Source organism: Aliivibrio wodanis, from assembly GCF_052920805.1.
Map to the genome: position 1 here is coordinate 1,178,950 of NZ_JBREXA010000001.1, position 21,066 is coordinate 1,200,015.

5 protein-coding genes are annotated in these 21,066 nt (G+C 47.3%); 3 read left to right on the top strand and 2 right to left on the bottom strand.

Features of this window, described 5'->3' with window-relative positions; genetic code table 11:
* Window positions 1-35 precede the first annotated feature (35 nt).
* On the bottom strand, window positions 36-641 hold the full coding sequence (locus ACU5DF_RS05420) for an OmpA family protein (RefSeq protein ID WP_045104482.1): 606 nt from the start codon (window positions 639-641) through the stop codon (window positions 36-38).
* A gap of 2 nt (window positions 642-643) precedes the next feature.
* Window positions 644-1,951 (bottom strand): TolC family outer membrane protein, encoded by a 1,308-nt coding sequence (locus ACU5DF_RS05425; protein WP_446712483.1) that lies wholly within the window; start codon window positions 1,949-1,951, stop codon window positions 644-646.
* A gap of 529 nt (window positions 1,952-2,480) precedes the next feature.
* On the opposite strand from ACU5DF_RS05425, the gene ACU5DF_RS05430 reads away from it, so the two are divergent.
* The 3 genes from ACU5DF_RS05430 to ACU5DF_RS05440 are packed head-to-tail and all read left to right on the top strand — an operon-like array spanning window position 2,481 to window position 20,963.
* The gene (locus ACU5DF_RS05430; protein WP_446712095.1) at window positions 2,481-15,572 is read left to right on the top strand and encodes a cadherin domain-containing protein; all 13,092 of its coding nucleotides are present in this window, start codon (window positions 2,481-2,483) and stop codon (window positions 15,570-15,572) included.
* 2 nt (window positions 15,573-15,574) lie between these two features.
* Window positions 15,575-17,083 (top strand): beta strand repeat-containing protein, encoded by a 1,509-nt coding sequence (locus ACU5DF_RS05435; RefSeq protein WP_446712096.1) that lies wholly within the window; start codon window positions 15,575-15,577, stop codon window positions 17,081-17,083.
* 40 nt (window positions 17,084-17,123) lie between these two features.
* Window positions 17,124-20,963: a cadherin-like domain-containing protein gene (locus ACU5DF_RS05440; protein WP_446712097.1), complete on the top strand. Its 3,840-nt coding sequence runs from the start codon at window positions 17,124-17,126 to the stop codon at window positions 20,961-20,963.
* Window positions 20,964-21,066: the final 103 nt, after the last annotated feature.

Genomic DNA, 21,066 nt, shown 5'->3' on the forward strand with positions numbered 1-21,066 from the left:
TACATGGTTGAAAGGATAACTTACACTAGGTAATATTATTTTTTCTTACGAGTAAAAATAGTCCATTCATTAATTACTTCACCTTTGTAGCCAACAACAGTTGCTATGACTCGTCGATTCAGTGCATGACTGACAGCTGAATCCCCTTCATCAATTAACAAAGTATCCCCAAAACCAATGGTTTTAATTCGACTCGGTTTAACTCCTGATTCAATAAGAGCTGTACGTACTGCTGTTGCTCTAAATTCTGATAATTGAATATTATACTCAGCATCACCTTGTTGACTGGCAAAGCCTTGGAGCTGAATTGAAGTTTCTGGATATTCGATTAAAAACTCTGCCATTGTATTGATCTCTTCTTGAAACATTGATGAGATCTCTGAAGAGTCATTGGCAAATAGGATCTTAAGATCTTTTTCATTTGAGTATTCTACATATTCAGCACAGCCATCATTGTCTATTTCAGCCCCCCTCGGTGTGCTTGGGCAAACATCACGAGCATCAATAACACCATCATAATCTTGATCTGTTAATTCTGAAGCTTGATTTGGCTTGGGTGTTTCGATGTAATCTCTCTCTCCGGACACGCAGGCAGTTAAGAAGAAACTAGCAATAATTACGGGATAAATTGTTTTGTTCATGCTTATTTCTCCTCTTCCTTAGATTGTGAAGAATTCCATTCTGTTGGTGTATCAATGAGTAGTGAAGGTAACAATGTTCCTGTCGCATGCAAAACTCGAAATTTTGCAAACTGCTCTGCATAGTGAGCGTCAAGATATGATTTACGCGCTTCAAAAAGTTCATTTTCAGTATTTAATAGATCAAGTAATGTTCGCTTTCCAATTCGGTATTGCTTTTCATATGCAACAACAGTATCAGAGGCTGCATCTACATGATCCGCTAAAAACTCTTTCTGTTGTAATGTTAAATCTAATGCGCTCCATGAAAGACGAAAGCCTTCTTCTACATTACGATAAGCACTATCACGAAGATCTTTTGCCATATTAAGCTGGTAGGCACTCTTTTCAGATAAAGCACTATCACTACCACCATTGTATAAGTTGTAGCGCATACGGATCATTGCTGAAAATTCATCACTGCTCCCTTCGATACCTCCAGCATCATCACGCCAAGTTTGTGCGGCTTCTAAAGAGAAAGTTGGATAATTGTTACTTTTAGATTGTGCATATTGATATTTTGCCGCCTGAATATCGGCTTGTGTTGTTAATAATACAGGGTGATATTGGTAAGCACGATCGAGACCGTCTTGAAGACTTAGAGGTAGTGTATTTGCATCTGCACGTGGGTAAATAAGACCTTGAGGTCGAGAGCCTACAATTTGAGTGAATACGGTGTGCGTATCAAATAAATTGTTTTGTGCTGCTAGTAAATTACCATGAGCTCGAGCAATACGAGCTTCGATTTGCGAGACGTCAGCTGTAGAACCAATACCGGATGTCGCTCTTCTTTTTATATCCTTATAGATCTTTTTATGAATAGCTAAGTTACTTTCAGAAAGAGCTAGTATTTCAGTGGCTTTTACTGCATCAAGGTAGATTTGTGAAACATCTAAGGCTTTAGTTTCTGCTAAAGATATTAATTGCAAGCGAGCAGCTTCTGATTCGGCTTTAGTTCTATCCATATTATTTATAGTGCTAGAACCATCCCAAATTAACTGAGTTAAAGAAAGAGTAGCATCCTTTCGTGTTAAGTCTGTTGAACTATCATTTACTGGATTTATCTGCTCGTATCCGATCCCTGCATCTAAATCAATTGATGGCAAATAATTACCATAAACACTATTACTATCTTCAATAAAACTTAAATAAGAATTATATGATTTTTTAACTTCGGGGCTAGTTGTTAGTGTTTGAGAAATTGCCTGCTCTAAAGTTTGAGCTTGAGTTGATACACTCAAAACAAGCAGACTGCTATAAGTCGCAAATTTCATCCATTTCAAAATGCTTCTCCTAAAGTCATTATATTCTTTTTAAGTAACACAATGAGCATTGTATTTATAAACTAATAATGACAAAAGATGTCATTATTTTGTTTGAATTGTTATTTATATATTAAGCGAAATGCTACGTTATCTATATTTAAAAAGCAAAAATGTAAATGTTGAAGGAGTAAATTATTAAGGTCTTATATGATTTTCACCTTAAGTATTTATTGAATCTTGTAATTAAAAATGAAAAGTTGTGTCAATAATGAGACTTTTTGAAATAAATTATTCCTATAATAAGTTTAATGCTAATTCTGTTTCACTTTAGTTACAAACTTAATGGAACTGATTTCACGTTTTGTGATGAGCTTAATGAAATTGAGCTATTTATTGATTTTTATCAATCAAAATATAATTTATTACATTTGCAGCTATGTAGTGACAATGTTAATGGTGTGATAAAATAATATATATTGTGATTGTTCAGCTTGTGATTTATAGCAGGCGTAAATAAATGGATTTGGGAAGTAATATCATGGCTTTGAAAACTACTGAAAATGAAAAACAAATTATAGTTATTGATGTGAATGGTAACCTTAAACTTGCTAGTCCAGGAGACTCTATATTTCCTGGAGAGGTTTCTTTGAATAAAGAATTAGGCGAGCTACTCGTTGAAGTTGTTGATTTGCCAGAAGAATCTGATGATATTACTGCTATTTTAGATGCTATTTTAGATGGACAGGATCCAAGTTTAATTACAGAAGCTCCTGCAGCAGGGGAATCTGGAGGTTCAAGCTTAACTGCTTCTACAGAGATTGAACGTGTAGGTAGAAGTTCGATAGCGGAAACTAATTTTGATACATCCTCCTTGCAATCTATTGGTTTGTCAGAAACCCAAAGTTTAACATTATTAGAACAATATAAGGTATATAGAGAAACTGGCGAATTGGTAGTTCCTGAGAAAAATAACGTTATTGGAAGTCTTTCTGATGTCAATGTTTTAGATAATACCATTTCAGAAAATGCAGTCGTAGGTGATGTGGTTAATATCACAGGCCAAGCGCTCGATCCGGATGGCGATGAAGTTACTTATAGCTTGAGTGACGACGCGAACGGCTTATTCCAAATTGATCCAATCACAGGCGTTGTGACTGTTGCCAGAGATGGACTGGATTTTGAAAATGCAACCAGTCACGAGATTGTGATTGTCGCGACTTCAACCGATGGTTCAAGCAGCGAAGAAACTTTCATCATTGGCGTTGAAAATGCAGATGGTACAACTCCAGGTCAAGGTGATACCGATAATGACATTGGTGCAGTCACAGACAGCGATGGTGGTGCCAATACGGTTTCAGAAAATGCAGCCGTGGGAGATGTGGTTAATATCACAGGCCAAGCAGTAGATCCTGATGGTGATGAAGTTACCTATAGCTTGAGTGACGATGCGGATGGGTTATTCCAAATTGATCCAATCACAGGCGTTGTTACTGTTGCTAGAGATGGACTGGATTTTGAAAGTGCAACCAGTCATGAGATCGTGATTGTCGCAACTTCAACTGATGGCTCCAGCAGCGAAGAAACTTTTGTCATTGGCGTTGAAAATGCGGATGACACTACTACCCCACCAGAGCCAGAAAATAATGATGTTGGTGCAGTCACAGACAGCGATGGTGGTGCCAATACGGTTTCAGAAAATGCAGCCGTGGGAGATGTGGTTAATATCACAGGCCAAGCAGTAGATCCTGATGGTGATGAAGTTACCTATAGCTTGAGTGATGATGCGAATGGCTTATTCCAAATTGATCCAATCACTGGTGTTGTGACTGTTGCCAGAGATGGATTGGATTTTGAAAGTGAAACCAGTCATGAGATCGTGATTGTCGCAACTTCAACCGATGGTTCAAGCAGCGAAGAAACTTTCATCATTGGCGTTGAAAATGCAGATGGTACAACTCCAGGTCAAGGTGATACCGATAACGACATTGGTGCAGTCACAGACAGCGATGGTAGTGAAAATACCATTTCAGAAAATGCAGTCGTAGGTGATGTGGTTAATATCACAGGCCAAGCGCTCGATCCGGATGGCGATGAAGTTACTTATAGCTTGAGTGACGACGCGAACGGCTTATTCCAAATTGATCCAATCACAGGCGTTGTTACTGTTGCTAGAGATGGACTGGATTTTGAAAATGCAACCAGTCATGAGATCGTGATTGTCGCGACTTCAACTGATGGTTCAAGCAGCGAAGAAACTTTCATCATTGGCGTTGAAAATGCAGATGGTACAACTCCAGGTCAAGGCGATACTGATAATGACATTGGCGCAGTCACAGACAGCGATGGTGGTGCCAATACGGTTTCAGAAAATGCAGCCGTGGGGGATGTGGTTAATATCACAGGCCAAGCAGTAGATCCTGATGGTGATGAAGTTAGCTATAGCTTGAGTGACGATGCGAATGGCTTATTCCAAATTGATCCAATCACTGGTGTTGTGACTGTTGCCAGAGATGGATTGGATTTTGAAAATGCAACCAGTCATGAGATCGTGATTGTCGCGACTTCAACCGATGGTTCAAGCAGCGAAGAAACTTTTGTCATTGGCGTTGAAGATGAAGACGACACTACGACCCCACCAGAGCCAGAAAACAATGATGTTGGCGCAGTCACAGACCGCGATGGTGGTGCTAATACGGTTTCAGAAAATGCAGCCGTGGGAGATGTGGTTAATATCACAGGCCAAGCAGTAGATCCTGATGGTGATGAAGTTACCTATAGCTTGAGTGACGATGCGGATGGGTTATTCCAAATTGATCCAATCACCGGTGTTGTGACTGTGGCTAGAGATGGACTGGATTTTGAAAGTGCAACCAGTCACGAGATTGTGATTGTCGCGACTTCAACCGATGGTTCAAGCAGCGAAGAAACTTTTGTCATTGGCGTTGAAAATGCGGATGACACTACTACCCCACCAGAGCCAGAAAATAATGATGTTGGCGCAGTCACAGACAGCGATGGTAGTGAAAATACCATTTCAGAAAATGCAGTCGTAGGTGATGTGGTTAATATCACAGGCCAAGCGCTCGATCCGGATGGCGATGAAGTTACTTATAGCTTGAGTGACGACGCGGACGGCTTATTCCAAATTGATCCAATCACCGGTGTTGTGACTGTGGCTAGAGATGGACTGGATTTTGAAAGTGCAACCAGTCACGAGATTGTGATTGTCGCGACTTCAACCGATGGTTCAAGTAGCGAAGAAACTTTTGTCATTGGTGTTGAAAATGCGGATGACACTACTACCCCACCAGAGCCAGAAAATAATGATGTTGGCGCAGTCACAGACAGCGATGGTGGTGCCAATAAGGTTTCAGAAAATGCAGCCGTGGGGGATGTGGTTAATATCACAGGCCAAGCGATCGATCTGGATGGCGATGAAGTTACCTATAGCTTGAGTGACGATGCGGATGGATTATTCCAAATTGATCCAATCACAGGCGTTGTGACTGTGGCTAGAGATGGACTGGATTTTGAAAGTGCAACCAGTCACGAGATTGTGATTGTCGCGACTTCAACCGATGGTTCAAGCAGCGAAGAAACCTTTGTTATTGGCGTGAAAGATAAGACTTATGGTGAAGAGACAGACGAGCCAGCCGATGGCATCACGCCAGCAAGCGTGAGCATCACGGATAATACGGGTGATGGCGCGGAAGTCATCAGTGGTACAGAAAAAGCAGACATCACAGTGAGCTTCGGTGAAGGCGTGAGCTCAGGCACAGCGCAAGTGGTCATCAGCGACAGCGATGGTGACACAGCAGACATCACGTTGAACGTGACGTTGAACAGTGATGGCAGCGCCACGGTTGATGGTGGTTATACGGTGACCAATAACAACGATGGCACTTACACCATTAATGACGTAGACGTGAAAACGCTGGCGGATGGCACCTTAACGGCAAATGCGACGTTCATAGACCAAGATGGCAACACCGCGGGTGATAGCGATAGTGAGAGTGATACGGCTATCAGCGACACGGTAGCGAAAGACATCACTTATGGTGAAGAGACAGACGAGCCAGCCGATGGCATCACGCCAGCAAGCGTGAGCATCACGGATAATACGGGTGATGGCGCGGAAGTCATCAGTGGTACAGAAAAAGCAGACATCACAGTGAGCTTCGGTGAAGGCGTGAGCTCAGGCACAGCGCAAGTGGTCATCAGCGACAGCGATGGTGACACAGCAGACATCACGTTGAACGTGACGTTGAACAGTGATGGCAGCGCCACGGTTGATGGTGGTTATACGGTGACCAATAACAACGATGGCACTTACACCATTAATGACGTAGACGTGAAAACGCTGGCGGATGGCACCTTAACGGCAAATGCGACGTTCATAGACCAAGATGGCAACACCGCGGGTGATAGCGATAGTGAGAGTGATACGGCTATCAGCGACACGGTAGCGAAAGACATCACTTATGGTGAAGAGACAGACGAGCCAGCCGATGGCATCACGCCAGCAAGCGTGAGCATCACGGATAATACGGGTGATGGCGCGGAAGTCATCAGTGGTACAGAAAAAGCAGACATCACAGTGAGCTTCGGTGAAGGCGTGAGCTCAGGCACAGCGCAAGTGGTCATCAGCGACAGCGATGGTGACACAGCAGACATCACGTTGAACGTGACGTTGAACAGTGATGGCAGCGCCACGGTTGATGGTGGTTATACGGTGACCAATAACAACGATGGCACTTACACCATTAATGACGTAGACGTGAAAACGCTGGCGGATGGCACCTTAACGGCAAATGCGACGTTCATAGACCAAGATGGCAACACCGCGGGTGATAGCGATAGTGAGAGTGATACGGCTATCAGCGACACGGTAGCGAAAGACATCACTTATGGTGAAGAGACAGACGAGCCAGCCGATGGCATCACGCCAGCAAGCGTGAGCATCACGGATAATACGGGTGATGGCGCGGAAGTCATCAGTGGTACAGAAAAAGCAGACATCACAGTGAGCTTCGGTGAAGGCGTGAGCTCAGGCACAGCGCAAGTGGTCATCAGCGACAGCGATGGTGACACAGCAGACATCACGTTGAACGTGACGTTGAACAGTGATGGCAGCGCCACGGTTGATGGTGGTTATACGGTGACCAATAACAACGATGGCACTTACACCATTAATGACGTAGACGTGAAAACGCTGGCGGATGGCACCTTAACGGCAAATGCGACGTTCATAGACCAAGATGGCAACACCGCGGGTGATAGCGATAGTGAGAGTGATACGGCTATCAGCGACACGGTAGCGAAAGACATCACTTATGGTGAAGAGACAGACGAGCCAGCCGATGGCATCACGCCAGCAAGCGTGAGCATCACGGATAATACGGGTGATGGCGCGGAAGTCATCAGTGGTACAGAAAAAGCAGACATCACAGTGAGCTTCGGTGAAGGCGTGAGCTCAGGCACAGCGCAAGTGGTCATCAGCGACAGCGATGGTGACACAGCAGACATCACGTTGAACGTGACGTTGAACAGTGATGGCAGCGCCACGGTTGATGGTGGTTATACGGTGACCAATAACAACGATGGCACTTACACCATTAATGACGTAGACGTGAAAACGCTGGCGGATGGCACCTTAACGGCAAATGCGACGTTCATAGACCAAGATGGCAACACCGCGGGTGATAGCGATAGTGAGAGTGATACGGCTATCAGCGACACGGTAGCGAAAGACATCACTTATGGTGAAGAGACAGACGAGCCAGCCGATGGCATCACGCCAGCAAGCGTGAGCATCACGGATAATACGGGTGATGGCGCGGAAGTCATCAGTGGTACAGAAAAAGCAGACATCACAGTGAGCTTCGGTGAAGGCGTGAGCTCAGGCACAGCGCAAGTGGTCATCAGCGACAGCGATGGTGACACAGCAGACATCACGTTGAACGTGACGTTGAACAGTGATGGCAGCGCCACGGTTGATGGTGGTTATACGGTGACCAATAACAACGATGGCACTTACACCATTAATGACGTAGACGTGAAAACGCTGGCGGATGGCACCTTAACGGCAAATGCGACGTTCATAGACCAAGATGGCAACACCGCGGGTGATAGCGATAGTGAGAGTGATACGGCTATCAGCGACACGGTAGCGAAAGACATCACTTATGGTGAAGAGACAGACGAGCCAGCCGATGGCATCACGCCAGCAAGCGTGAGCATCACGGATAATACGGGTGATGGCGCGGAAGTCATCAGTGGTACAGAAAAAGCAGACATCACAGTGAGCTTCGGTGAAGGCGTGAGCTCAGGCACAGCGCAAGTGGTCATCAGCGACAGCGATGGTGACACAGCAGACATCACGTTGAACGTGACGTTGAACAGTGATGGCAGCGCCACGGTTGATGGTGGTTATACGGTGACCAATAACAACGATGGCACTTACACCATTAATGACGTAGACGTGAAAACGCTGGCGGATGGCACCTTAACGGCAAATGCGACGTTCATAGACCAAGATGGCAACACCGCGGGTGATAGCGATAGTGAGAGTGATACGGCTATCAGCGACACGGTAGCGAAAGACATCACTTATGGTGAAGAGACAGACGAGCCAGCCGATGGCATCACGCCAGCAAGCGTGAGCATCACGGATAATACGGGTGATGGCGCGGAAGTCATCAGTGGTACAGAAAAAGCAGACATCACAGTGAGCTTCGGTGAAGGCGTGAGCTCAGGCACAGCGCAAGTGGTCATCAGCGACAGCGATGGTGACACAGCAGACATCACGTTGAACGTGACGTTGAACAGTGATGGCAGCGCCACGGTTGATGGTGGTTATACGGTGACCAATAACAACGATGGCACTTACACCATTAATGACGTAGACGTGAAAACGCTGGCGGATGGCACCTTAACGGCAAATGCGACGTTCATAGACCAAGATGGCAACACCGCGGGTGATAGCGATAGTGAGAGTGATACGGCTATCAGCGACACGGTAGCGAAAGACATCACTTATGGTGAAGAGACAGACGAGCCAGCCGATGGCATCACGCCAGCAAGCGTGAGCATCACGGATAATACGGGTGATGGCGCGGAAGTCATCAGTGGTACAGAAAAAGCAGACATCACAGTGAGCTTCGGTGAAGGCGTGAGCTCAGGCACAGCGCAAGTGGTCATCAGCGACAGCGATGGTGACACAGCAGACATCACGTTGAACGTGACGTTGAACAGTGATGGCAGCGCCACGGTTGATGGTGGTTATACGGTGACCAATAACAACGATGGCACTTACACCATTAATGACGTAGACGTGAAAACGCTGGCGGATGGCACCTTAACGGCAAATGCGACGTTCATAGACCAAGATGGCAACACCGCGGGTGATAGCGATAGTGAGAGTGATACGGCTATCAGCGACACGGTAGCGAAAGACATCACTTATGGTGAAGAGACAGACGAGCCAGCCGATGGCATCACGCCAGCAAGCGTGAGCATCACGGATAATACGGGTGATGGCGCGGAAGTCATCAGTGGTACAGAAAAAGCAGACATCACAGTGAGCTTCGGTGAAGGCGTGAGCTCAGGCACAGCGCAAGTGGTCATCAGCGACAGCGATGGTGACACAGCAGACATCACGTTGAACGTGACGTTGAACAGTGATGGCAGCGCCACGGTTGATGGTGGTTATACGGTGACCAATAACAACGATGGCACTTACACCATTAATGACGTAGACGTGAAAACGCTGGCGGATGGCACCTTAACGGCAAATGCGACGTTCATAGACCAAGATGGCAACACCGCGGGTGATAGCGATAGTGAGAGTGATACGGCTATCAGCGACACGGTAGCGAAAGACATCACTTATGGTGAAGAGACAGACGAGCCAGCCGATGGCATCACGCCAGCAAGCGTGAGCATCACGGATAATACGGGTGATGGCGCGGAAGTCATCAGTGGTACAGAAAAAGCAGACATCACAGTGAGCTTCGGTGAAGGCGTGAGCTCAGGCACAGCGCAAGTGGTCATCAGCGACAGCGATGGTGACACAGCAGACATCACGTTGAACGTGACGTTGAACAGTGATGGCAGCGCCACGGTTGATGGTGGTTATACGGTGACCAATAACAACGATGGCACTTACACCATTAATGACGTAGACGTGAAAACGCTGGCGGATGGCACCTTAACGGCAAATGCGACGTTCATAGACCAAGATGGCAACACCGCGGGTGATAGCGATAGTGAGAGTGATACGGCTATCAGCGACACGGTAGCGAAAGACATCACTTATGGTGAAGAGACAGACGAGCCAGCCGATGGCATCACGCCAGCAAGCGTGAGCATCACGGATAATACGGGTGATGGCGCGGAAGTCATCAGTGGTACAGAAAAAGCAGACATCACAGTGAGCTTCGGTGAAGGCGTGAGCTCAGGCACAGCGCAAGTGGTCATCAGCGACAGCGATGGTGACACAGCAGACATCACGTTGAACGTGACGTTGAACAGTGATGGCAGCGCCACGGTTGATGGTGGTTATACGGTGACCAATAACAACGATGGCACTTACACCATTAATGACGTAGACGTGAAAACGCTGGCGGATGGCACCTTAACGGCAAATGCGACGTTCATAGACCAAGATGGCAACACCGCGGGTGATAGCGATAGTGAGAGTGATACGGCTATCAGCGACACGGTAGCGAAAGACATCACTTATGGTGAAGAGACAGACGAGCCAGCCGATGGCATCACGCCAGCAAGCGTGAGCATCACGGATAATACGGGTGATGGCGCGGAAGTCATCAGTGGTACAGAAAAAGCAGACATCACAGTGAGCTTCGGTGAAGGCGTGAGCTCAGGCACAGCGCAAGTGGTCATCAGCGACAGCGATGGTGACACAGCAGACATCACGTTGAACGTGACGTTGAACAGTGATGGCAGCGCCACGGTTGATGGTGGTTATACGGTGACCAATAACAACGATGGCACTTACACCATTAATGACGTAGACGTGAAAACGCTGGCGGATGGCACCTTAACGGCAAATGCGACGTTCATAGACCAAGATGGCAACACCGCGGGTGATAGCGATAGTGAGAGTGATACGGCTATCAGCGACACGGTAGCGAAAGACATCACTTATGGTGAAGAGACAGACGAGCCAGCCGATGGCATCACGCCAGCAAGCGTGAGCATCACGGATAATACGGGTGATGGCGCGGAAGTCATCAGTGGTACAGAAAAAGCAGACATCACAGTGAGCTTCGGTGAAGGCGTGAGCTCAGGCACAGCGCAAGTGGTCATCAGCGACAGCGATGGTGACACAGCAGACATCACGTTGAACGTGACGTTGAACAGTGATGGCAGCGCCACGGTTGATGGTGGTTATACGGTGACCAATAACAACGATGGCACTTACACCATTAATGACGTAGACGTGAAAACGCTGGCGGATGGCACCTTAACGGCAAATGCGACGTTCATAGACCAAGATGGCAACACCGCGGGTGATAGCGATAGTGAGAGTGATACGGCTATCAGCGACACGGTAGCGAAAGACATCACTTATGGTGAAGAGACAGACGAGCCAGCCGATGGCATCACGCCAGCAAGCGTGAGCATCACGGATAATACGGGTGATGGCGCGGAAGTCATCAGTGGTACAGAAAAAGCAGACATCACAGTGAGCTTCGGTGAAGGCGTGAGCTCAGGCACAGCGCAAGTGGTCATCAGCGACAGCGATGGTGACACAGCAGACATCACGTTGAACGTGACGTTGAACAGTGATGGCAGCGCCACGGTTGATGGTGGTTATACGGTGACCAATAACAACGATGGCACTTACACCATTAATGACGTAGACGTGAAAACGCTGGCGGATGGCACCTTAACGGCAAATGCGACGTTCATAGACCAAGATGGCAACACCGCGGGTGATAGCGATAGTGAGAGTGATACGGCTATCAGCGACACGGTAGCGAAAGACATCACTTATGGTGAAGAGACAGACGAGCCAGCCGATGGCATCACGCCAGCAAGCGTGAGCATCACGGATAATACGGGTGATGGCGCGGAAGTCATCAGTGGTACAGAAAAAGCAGACATCACAGTGAGCTTCGGTGAAGGCGTGAGCTCAGGCACAGCGCAAGTGGTCATCAGCGACAGCGATGGTGACACAGCAGACATCACGTTGAACGTGACGTTGAACAGTGATGGCAGCGCCACGGTTGATGGTGGTTATACGGTGACCAATAACAACGATGGCACTTACACCATTAATGACGTAGACGTGAAAACGCTGGCGGATGGCACCTTAACGGCAAATGCGACGTTCATAGACCAAGATGGCAACACCGCGGGTGATAGCGATAGTGAGAGTGATACGGCTATCAGCGACACGGTAGCGAAAGACATCACTTATGGTGAAGAGACAGACGAGCCAGCCGATGGCATCACGCCAGCAAGCGTGAGCATCACGGATAATACGGGTGATGGCGCGGAAGTCATCAGTGGTACAGAAAAAGCAGACATCACAGTGAGCTTCGGTGAAGGCGTGAGCTCAGGCACAGCGCAAGTGGTCATCAGCGACAGCGATGGTGACACAGCAGACATCACGTTGAACGTGACGTTGAACAGTGATGGCAGCGCCACGGTTGATGGTGGTTATACGGTGACCAATAACAACGATGGCACTTACACCATTAATGACGTAGACGTGAAAACGCTGGCGGATGGCACCTTAACGGCAAATGCGACGTTCATAGACCAAGATGGCAACACCGCGGGTGATAGCGATAGTGAGAGTGATACGGCTATCAGCGACACGGTAGCGAAAGACATCACTTATGGTGAAGAGACAGACGAGCCAGCCGATGGCATCACGCCAGCAAGCGTGAGCATCACGGATAATACGGGTGATGGCGCGGAAGTCATCAGTGGTACAGAAAAAGCAGACATCACAGTGAGCTTCGGTGAAGGCGTGAGCTCAGGCACAGCGCAAGTGGTCATCAGCGACAGCGATGGTGACACAGCAGACATCACGTTGAACGTGACGTTGAACAGTGATGGCAGCGCCACGGTTGATGGTGGTTATACGGTGACCAATAACAACGATGGCACTTACACCATTAATGACGTAGACGTGAAAACGCTGGCGGATGGCACCTTAACGGCAAATGCGACGTTCATAGACCAAGATGGCAACACCGCGGGTGATAGCGATAGTGAGAGTGATACGGCTATCAGCGACACGGTAGCGAAAGACATCACTTATGGTGAAGAGACAGACGAGCCAGCCGATGGCATCACGCCAGCAAGCGTGAGCATCACGGATAATACGGGTGATGGCGCGGAAGTCATCAGTGGTACAGAAAAAGCAGACATCACAGTGAGCTTCGGTGAAGGCGTGAGCTCAGGCACAGCGCAAGTGGTCATCAGCGACAGCGATGGTGACACAGCAGACATCACGTTGAACGTGACGTTGAACAGTGATGGCAGCGCCACGGTTGATGGTGGTTATACGGTGACCAATAACAACGATGGCACTTACACCATTAATGACGTAGACGTGAAAACGCTGGCGGATGGCACCTTAACGGCAAATGCGACGTTCATAGACCAAGATGGCAACACCGCGGGTGATAGCGATAGTGAGAGTGATACGGCTATCAGCGACACGGTAGCGAAAGACATCACTTATGGTGAAGAGACAGACGAGCCAGCCGATGGCATCACGCCAGCAAGCGTGAGCATCACGGATAATACGGGTGATGGCGCGGAAGTCATCAGTGGTACAGAAAAAGCAGACATCACAGTGAGCTTCGGTGAAGGCGTGAGCTCAGGCACAGCGCAAGTGGTCATCAGCGACAGCGATGGTGACACAGCAGACATCACGTTGAACGTGACGTTGAACAGTGATGGCAGCGCCACGGTTGATGGTGGTTATACGGTGACCAATAACAACGATGGCACTTACACCATTAATGACGTAGACGTGAAAACGCTGGCGGATGGCACCTTAACGGCAAATGCGACGTTCATAGACCAAGATGGCAACACCGCGGGTGATAGCGATAGTGAGAGTGATACGGCTATCAGCGACACGGTAGCGAAAGACATCACTTATGGTGAAGAGACAGACGAGCCAGCCGATGGCATCACGCCAGCAAGCGTGAGCATCACGGATAATACGGGTGATGGCGCGGAAGTCATCAGTGGTACAGAAAAAGCAGACATCACAGTGAGCTTCGGTGAAGGCGTGAGCTCAGGCACAGCGCAAGTGGTCATCAGCGACAGCGATGGTGACACAGCAGACATCACGTTGAACGTGACGTTGAACAGTGATGGCAGCGCCACGGTTGATGGTGGTTATACGGTGACCAATAACAACGATGGCACTTACACCATTAATGACGTAGACGTGAAAACGCTGGCGGATGGCACCTTAACGGCAAATGCGACGTTCATAGACCAAGATGGCAACACCGCGGGTGATAGCGATAGTGAGAGTGATACGGCTATCAGCGACACGGTAGCGAAAGACATCACTTATGGTGAAGAGACAGACGAGCCAGCCGATGGCATCACGCCAGCAAGCGTGAGCATCACGGATAATACGGGTGATGGCGCGGAAGTCATCAGTGGTACAGAAAAAGCAGACATCACAGTGAGCTTCGGTGAAGGCGTGAGCTCAGGCACAGCGCAAGTGGTCATCAGCGACAGCGATGGTGACACAGCAGACATCACGTTGAACGTGACGTTGAACAGTGATGGCAGCGCCACGGTTGATGGTGGTTATACGGTGACCAATAACAACGATGGCACTTACACCATTAATGACGTAGACGTGAAAACGCTGGCGGATGGCACCTTAACGGCAAATGCGACGTTCATAGACCAAGATGGCAACACCGCGGGTGATAGCGATAGTGAGAGTGATACGGCTATCAGCGACACGGTAGCGAAAGACATCACTTATGGTGAAGAGACAGACGAGCCAGCCGATGGCATCACGCCAGCAAGCGTGAGCATCACGGATAATACGGGTGATGGCGCGGAAGTCATCAGTGGTACAGAAAAAGCAGACATCACAGTGAGCTTCGGTGAAGGCGTGAGCTCAGGCACAGCGCAAGTGGTCATCAGCGACAGCGATGGTGACACAGCAGACATCACGTTGAACGTGACGTTGAACAGTGATGGCAGCGCCACGGTTGATGGTGGTTATACGGTGACCAATAACAACGATGGCACTTACACCATTAATGACGTAGACGTGAAAACGCTGGCGGATGGCACCTTAACGGCAAATGCGACGTTCATAGACCAAGATGGCAACACCGCGGGTGATAGCGATAGTGAGAGTGATACGGCTATCAGCGACACGGTAGCGAAAGACATCACTTATGGTGAAGAGACAGACGAGCCAGCCGATGGCATCACGCCAGCAAGCGTGAGCATCACGGATAATACGGGTGATGGCGCGGAAGTCATCAGTGGTACAGAAAAAGCAGACATCACAGTGAGCTTCGGTGAAGGCGTGAGCTCAGGCACAGCGCAAGTGGTCATCAGCGACAGCGATGGTGACACAGCAGACATGCCACGTTGAACGTGACGTTGAACAGTGATGGCAGCGCCACGGTTGATGGTGGTTATACGGTGACCAATAACAACGATGGCACTTACACCATTAATGACGTAGACGTGAAAACGCTGGCGGATGGCACCTTAACGGCAAATGCGACGTTCATAGACCAAGATGGCAACACCGCGGGTGATAGCGATAGTGAGAGTGATACGGCTATCAGCGACACGGTAGCGAAAGACATCACTTATGGTGAAGAGACAGACGAGCCAGCCGATGGCATCACGCCAGCAAGCGTGAGCATCACGGATAATACGGGTGATGGCGCGGAAGTCATCAGTGGTACAGAAAAAGCAGACATCACAGTGAGCTTCGGTGAAGGCGTGAGCTCAGGCACAGCGCAAGTGGTCATCAGCGACAGCGATGGTGACACAGCAGACATCACGTTGAACGTGACGTTGAACAGTGATGGCAGCGCCACGGTTGATGGTGGTTATACGGTGACCAATAACAACGATGGCACTTACACCATTAATGACGTAGACGTGAAAACGCTGGCGGATGGCACCTTAACGGCAAATGCGACGTTCATAGACCAAGATGGCAACACCGCGGGTGATAGCGATAGTGAGAGTGATACGGCTATCAGCGACACGGTAGCGAAAGACATCACTTATGGTGAAGAGACAGACGAGCCAGCCGATGGCATCACGCCAGCAAGCGTGAGCATCACGGATAATACGGGTGATGGCGCGGAAGTCATCAGTGGTACAGAAAAAGCAGACATCACAGTGAGCTTCGGTGAAGGCGTGAGCTCAGGCACAGCGCAAGTGGTCATCAGCGACAGCGATGGTGACACAGCAGACATCACGTTGAACGTGACGTTGAACAGTGATGGCAGCGCCACGGTTGATGGTGGTTATACGGTGACCAATAACAACGATGGCACTTACACCATTAATGACGTAGACGTGAAAACGCTGGCGGATGGCACCTTAACGGCAAATGCGACGTTCATAGACCAAGATGGCAACACCGCGGGTGATAGCGATAGTGAGAGTGATACGGCTATCAGCGACACGGTAGCGAAAGACATCACTTATGGTGAAGAGACAGACGAGCCAGCCGATGGCATCACGCCAGCAAGCGTGAGCATCACGGATAATACGGGTGATGGCGCGGAAGTCATCAGTGGTACAGAAAAAGCAGACATCACAGTGAGCTTCGGTGAAGGCGTGAGCTCAGGCACAGCGCAAGTGGTCATCAGCGACAGCGATGGTGACACAGCAGACATCACGTTGAACGTGACGTTGAACAGTGATGGCAGCGCCACGGTTGATGGTGGTTATACGGTGACCAATAACAACGATGGCACTTACACCATTAATGACGTAGACGTGAAAACGCTGGCGGATGGCACCTTAACGGCAAATGCGACGTTCATAGACCAAGATGGCAACACCGCGGGTGATAGCGATAGTGAGAGTGATACGGCTATCAGCGACACGGTAGCGAACAGACATCACTTATGGTGAAGAGACAGACGAGCCAGCCGATGGCATCACGCCAGCAAGCGTGAGCATCACGGATAATACGGGTGATGGCGCGGAAGTCATCAGTGGTACAGAAAAAGCAGACATCACAGTGAGCTTCGGTGAAGGCGTGAGCTCAGGCACAGCGCAAGTGGTCATCAGCGACAGCGATGGTGACACAGCAGACATCACGTTGAACGTGACGTTGAACAGTGATGGCAGCGCCACGGTTGATGGTGGTTATACGGTGACCAATAACAACGATGGCACTTACACCATTAATGACGTAGACGTGAAAACGCTGGCGGATGGCACCTTAACGGCAAATGCGACGTTCATAGACCAAGATGGCAACACCGCGGGTGATAGCGATAGTGAGAGTGATACGGCTATCAGCGACACGGTAGCGAAAGACATCACTTATGGTGAAGAGACAGACGAGCCAGCCGATGGCATCACGCCAGCAAGCGTGAGCATCACGGATAATACGGGTGATGGCGCGGAAGTCATCAGTGGTACAGAAAAAGCAGACATCACAGTGAGCTTCGGTGAAGGCGTGAGCTCAGGCACAGCGCAAGTGGTCATCAGCGACAGCGATGGTGACACAGCAGACATCACGTTGAACGTGACGTTGAACAGTGATGGCAGCGCCACGGTTGATGGTGGTTATACGGTGACCAATAACAACGATGGCACTTACACCATTAATGACGTAGACGTGAAAACGCTGGCGGATGGCACCTTAACGGCAAATGCGACGTTCATAGACCAAGATGGCAACACCGCGGGTGATAGCGATAGTGAGAGTGATACGGCTATCAGCGACACGGTAGCGAAAGACATCACTTATGGTGAAGAGACAGACGAGCCAGCCGATGGCATCACGCCAGCAAGCGTGAGCATCACGGATAATACGGGTGATGGCGCGGAAGTCATCAGTGGTACAGAAAAAGCAGACATCACAGTGAGCTTCGGTGAAGGCGTGAGCTCAGGCACAGCGCAAGTGGTCATCAGCGACAGCGATGGTGACACAGCAGACATCACGTTGAACGTGACGTTGAACAGTGATGGCAGCGCCACGGTTGATGGTGGTTATACGGTGACCAATAACAACGATGGCACTTACACCATTAATGACGTAGACGTGAAAACGCTGGCGGATGGCACCTTAACGGCAAATGCGACGTTCATAGACCAAGATGGCAACACCGCGGGTGATAGCGATAGTGAGAGTGATACGGCTATCAGCGACACGGTAGCGAAAGATAAGGTTGTACCTGATGCACCAAAAATCACAAACATAACCGACGACTCAGCAGAGAGTGATTACTCAACGGTGACATTACACGGTACTGGTGAGCCTGGAGCAACAATTACTATTTATGATGAAGATAATAACGTTGTCAATTCTTCTACAGTTATAACCGTAGATAATGATGGCAACTGGACATTTGATATTTCTGATTTATCAGAAACACCTGTCGGTGATAATGAGTTCTTTAGCGTCACGCAAACTGATGATAATGGAAATGTAAGTTCATCCTCTGATTCAACTCATTATTCCCATGGTGAATTTAGCAGTACAGATGAGTTTGATGATTATGCGTTACTTGGAAAAGGTAATGACAAATTTTCATTGAATGATGACGACCTAAATAATTTTGTAACTGTTGATGGTGGTGCTGGGAACGATACAGCTAAATTCGATTTTAATTTATCAAGCTCTACGGTAGCATTAAATACAGATGGTTCTATTACTATTGTAGAAAGTAATGGAGATGTAAATACACTGATTGAATTTGAGAACTTTGAATTTAAATCGAAGGATAAACAGTCTTTAAAAGAGTTATTCGAACTGGATGTTACTATTGTTAGTGATGTTAATGATAATGAAATTCTGGAAAGATCTGAACAAGATTCAGAGATATCAATAAAAATCGATTTTCCTGATTATTTAGCAGAAGGAACTAAGTTAGATCTAGTTATAAATGGAGAATTATCAACTTATGAATTATTACAAAGCGATCTTGATAAAGGTTATTTAGAGCTTACAGAGCCATTATTAGATGCAGGAGATAGTCTTGATGTTAAAGCTAAGGTATCTGGCCTAGATGATTCGCATTATAAATCCGATAAAGTACTAATTGTTGGAAATAATGCACCGACTGCTAATGATGATCCGGGCGATTATACTTTAGTGCAAGGTAAGGAGCATACCGAGTTAAGCTGGGATGACATTGAAGTTAGTGCTATTGGTGCAGATGGACAGCCCGCAACTGTTATAGTGAAAGATGATGGTAACTTGGGTGTCGTTGGGGATGGAGTAGCTGGTGGACCTGCTGATCAAATTCAATTTAATGTAAATTCTAGTGAATCAGAAAAACTCATATTTAATCTTGATATTCCTGCAACGAAAGCAGAATTTTTTGTTGAAAGATTATATGCAAACGAAGGTGGCACTGGTAATCATGAACAGGGGCGTTGGACTGCTTTACTAAATGGTGTAGTTGTTGCGAGTGACATTTTTTATAATAATTCAGGGAACACAGGTAATAGTATTATAGAGATCGATGGCTTTGCATTTGATGAAATTATTTTTGAATCCACTGATTATTCTTCTTCAGGAGCAACTTCGTCTGACTCGTCTGATTACTTCGTTTCTGGGATCAAAATTGAATCTAATGTGAAATACGCCCAAAATACTGGTGAGACACTATTTACTATCCCAATTAATGAATTGTTAGCGAATGATGTAGACATTGATGGTGATACATTATCTGTTATTGGTGTAGAAACTGATATTATTGGGGCAACGATAAGCATTGTTGGTGGAAATATAGTTTTTGATCTTCCTTCTTCATATACGGGTAAAGCTGATTTTACTTACACAGTGTCTGATGGTCATGGAGGTGAAGATACTGCGAAGGTTAGTGTTCTCATTAACCCTGAAAGTGAGTTTGATAATGAAATTAATTCAGAAGGAGATATTGTGGACTCTGTGCAAGCGATTTTTGCAGGTACAGAACATGAATACGTACGATGGTCCCCATCAGGTAACGAACCTGTTGATTTTGATAAAGCAACAAGTCAGGGGGGGTTAATTGTTGATGTAGGAGCTGCAGGAGATGACGTTCTCTTAGGTAGAGGAAATGATACTATTTATTTAGGTGATAGTCATGCAAGTGATTATGATGGAGATCCAAATGATCCTAAAATTGCAGCAGCTCAAACGTTACTTGAAGATGTATTTAGCTCTGGAAGTGATTTAAGTCATCTGCAAGGAGGAGTTGAAACTGGGGGCTTCACTACATTAGCAGGCTCAAGTAATGCGTATGTCGATCTTGGTCATGGCGGCGGAGGTAAAGATAAGATCTTTGGTCAAGGTGGTGTAGATTTAATCTTTGGTGGTTCAGGTAATGACTATCTTGATGGAGGTGATGGTAATGATGGTCTTCGTGGCGGTACAGGCCAAGATATTTTAATCGGAGGCTCAGGCAACGATATCCTAATTGGTGGACTTGGAAATGATATTCTTACCGGAGGTTCAGGTGAAGATATCTTTAAGTGGGTTGATCAAGGTGCTGATAGTGGTCTTGATACCATCAAAGATTTTACAAAAGGTGAAGACTTAATTGATCTTACTGAGATCTTAACTGATGATGTTAACCAAACAAATGTTGATGCTCTTCTTGCTCATATTGAGTTATCAGGAAGTGGCAATGACTTGACCCTATTAATAACGGATGATGCAGGTAATAAACATACAATTACTGTAGAAGGCGGGATTAATTCCTTTGGACTTGAGAGTGCAGACTTTAATAGCAACCAATCTGAGATTTTAACTCAGTTATTAGAGAATCAAATGTTTAAAGTTGATGTTTAAACTGATGTAGTTACTTAACTAACATCAGTTTAAATACTAAGGGCCTAATTTAGGCCCTTTTTATTTATTTTTGACTTGTTTAAGGTATTTTAAAAGAGCACAA

What these genes read in the sequence shown, in the direction of transcription:
- ACU5DF_RS05420 (WP_045104482.1), bottom strand. Translation starts at nt 641, where the DNA reads ATGAACAAAACAATTTATCCCGTAATTATTGCTAGTTTCTTCTTAACT.
- ACU5DF_RS05425 (WP_446712483.1), bottom strand. Translation starts at nt 1,951, where the DNA reads ATGAAATTTGCGACTTATAGCAGTCTGCTTGTTTTGAGTGTATCAACT.
- ACU5DF_RS05430 (WP_446712095.1), top strand. Translation starts at nt 2,481, where the DNA reads ATGGCTTTGAAAACTACTGAAAATGAAAAACAAATTATAGTTATTGAT.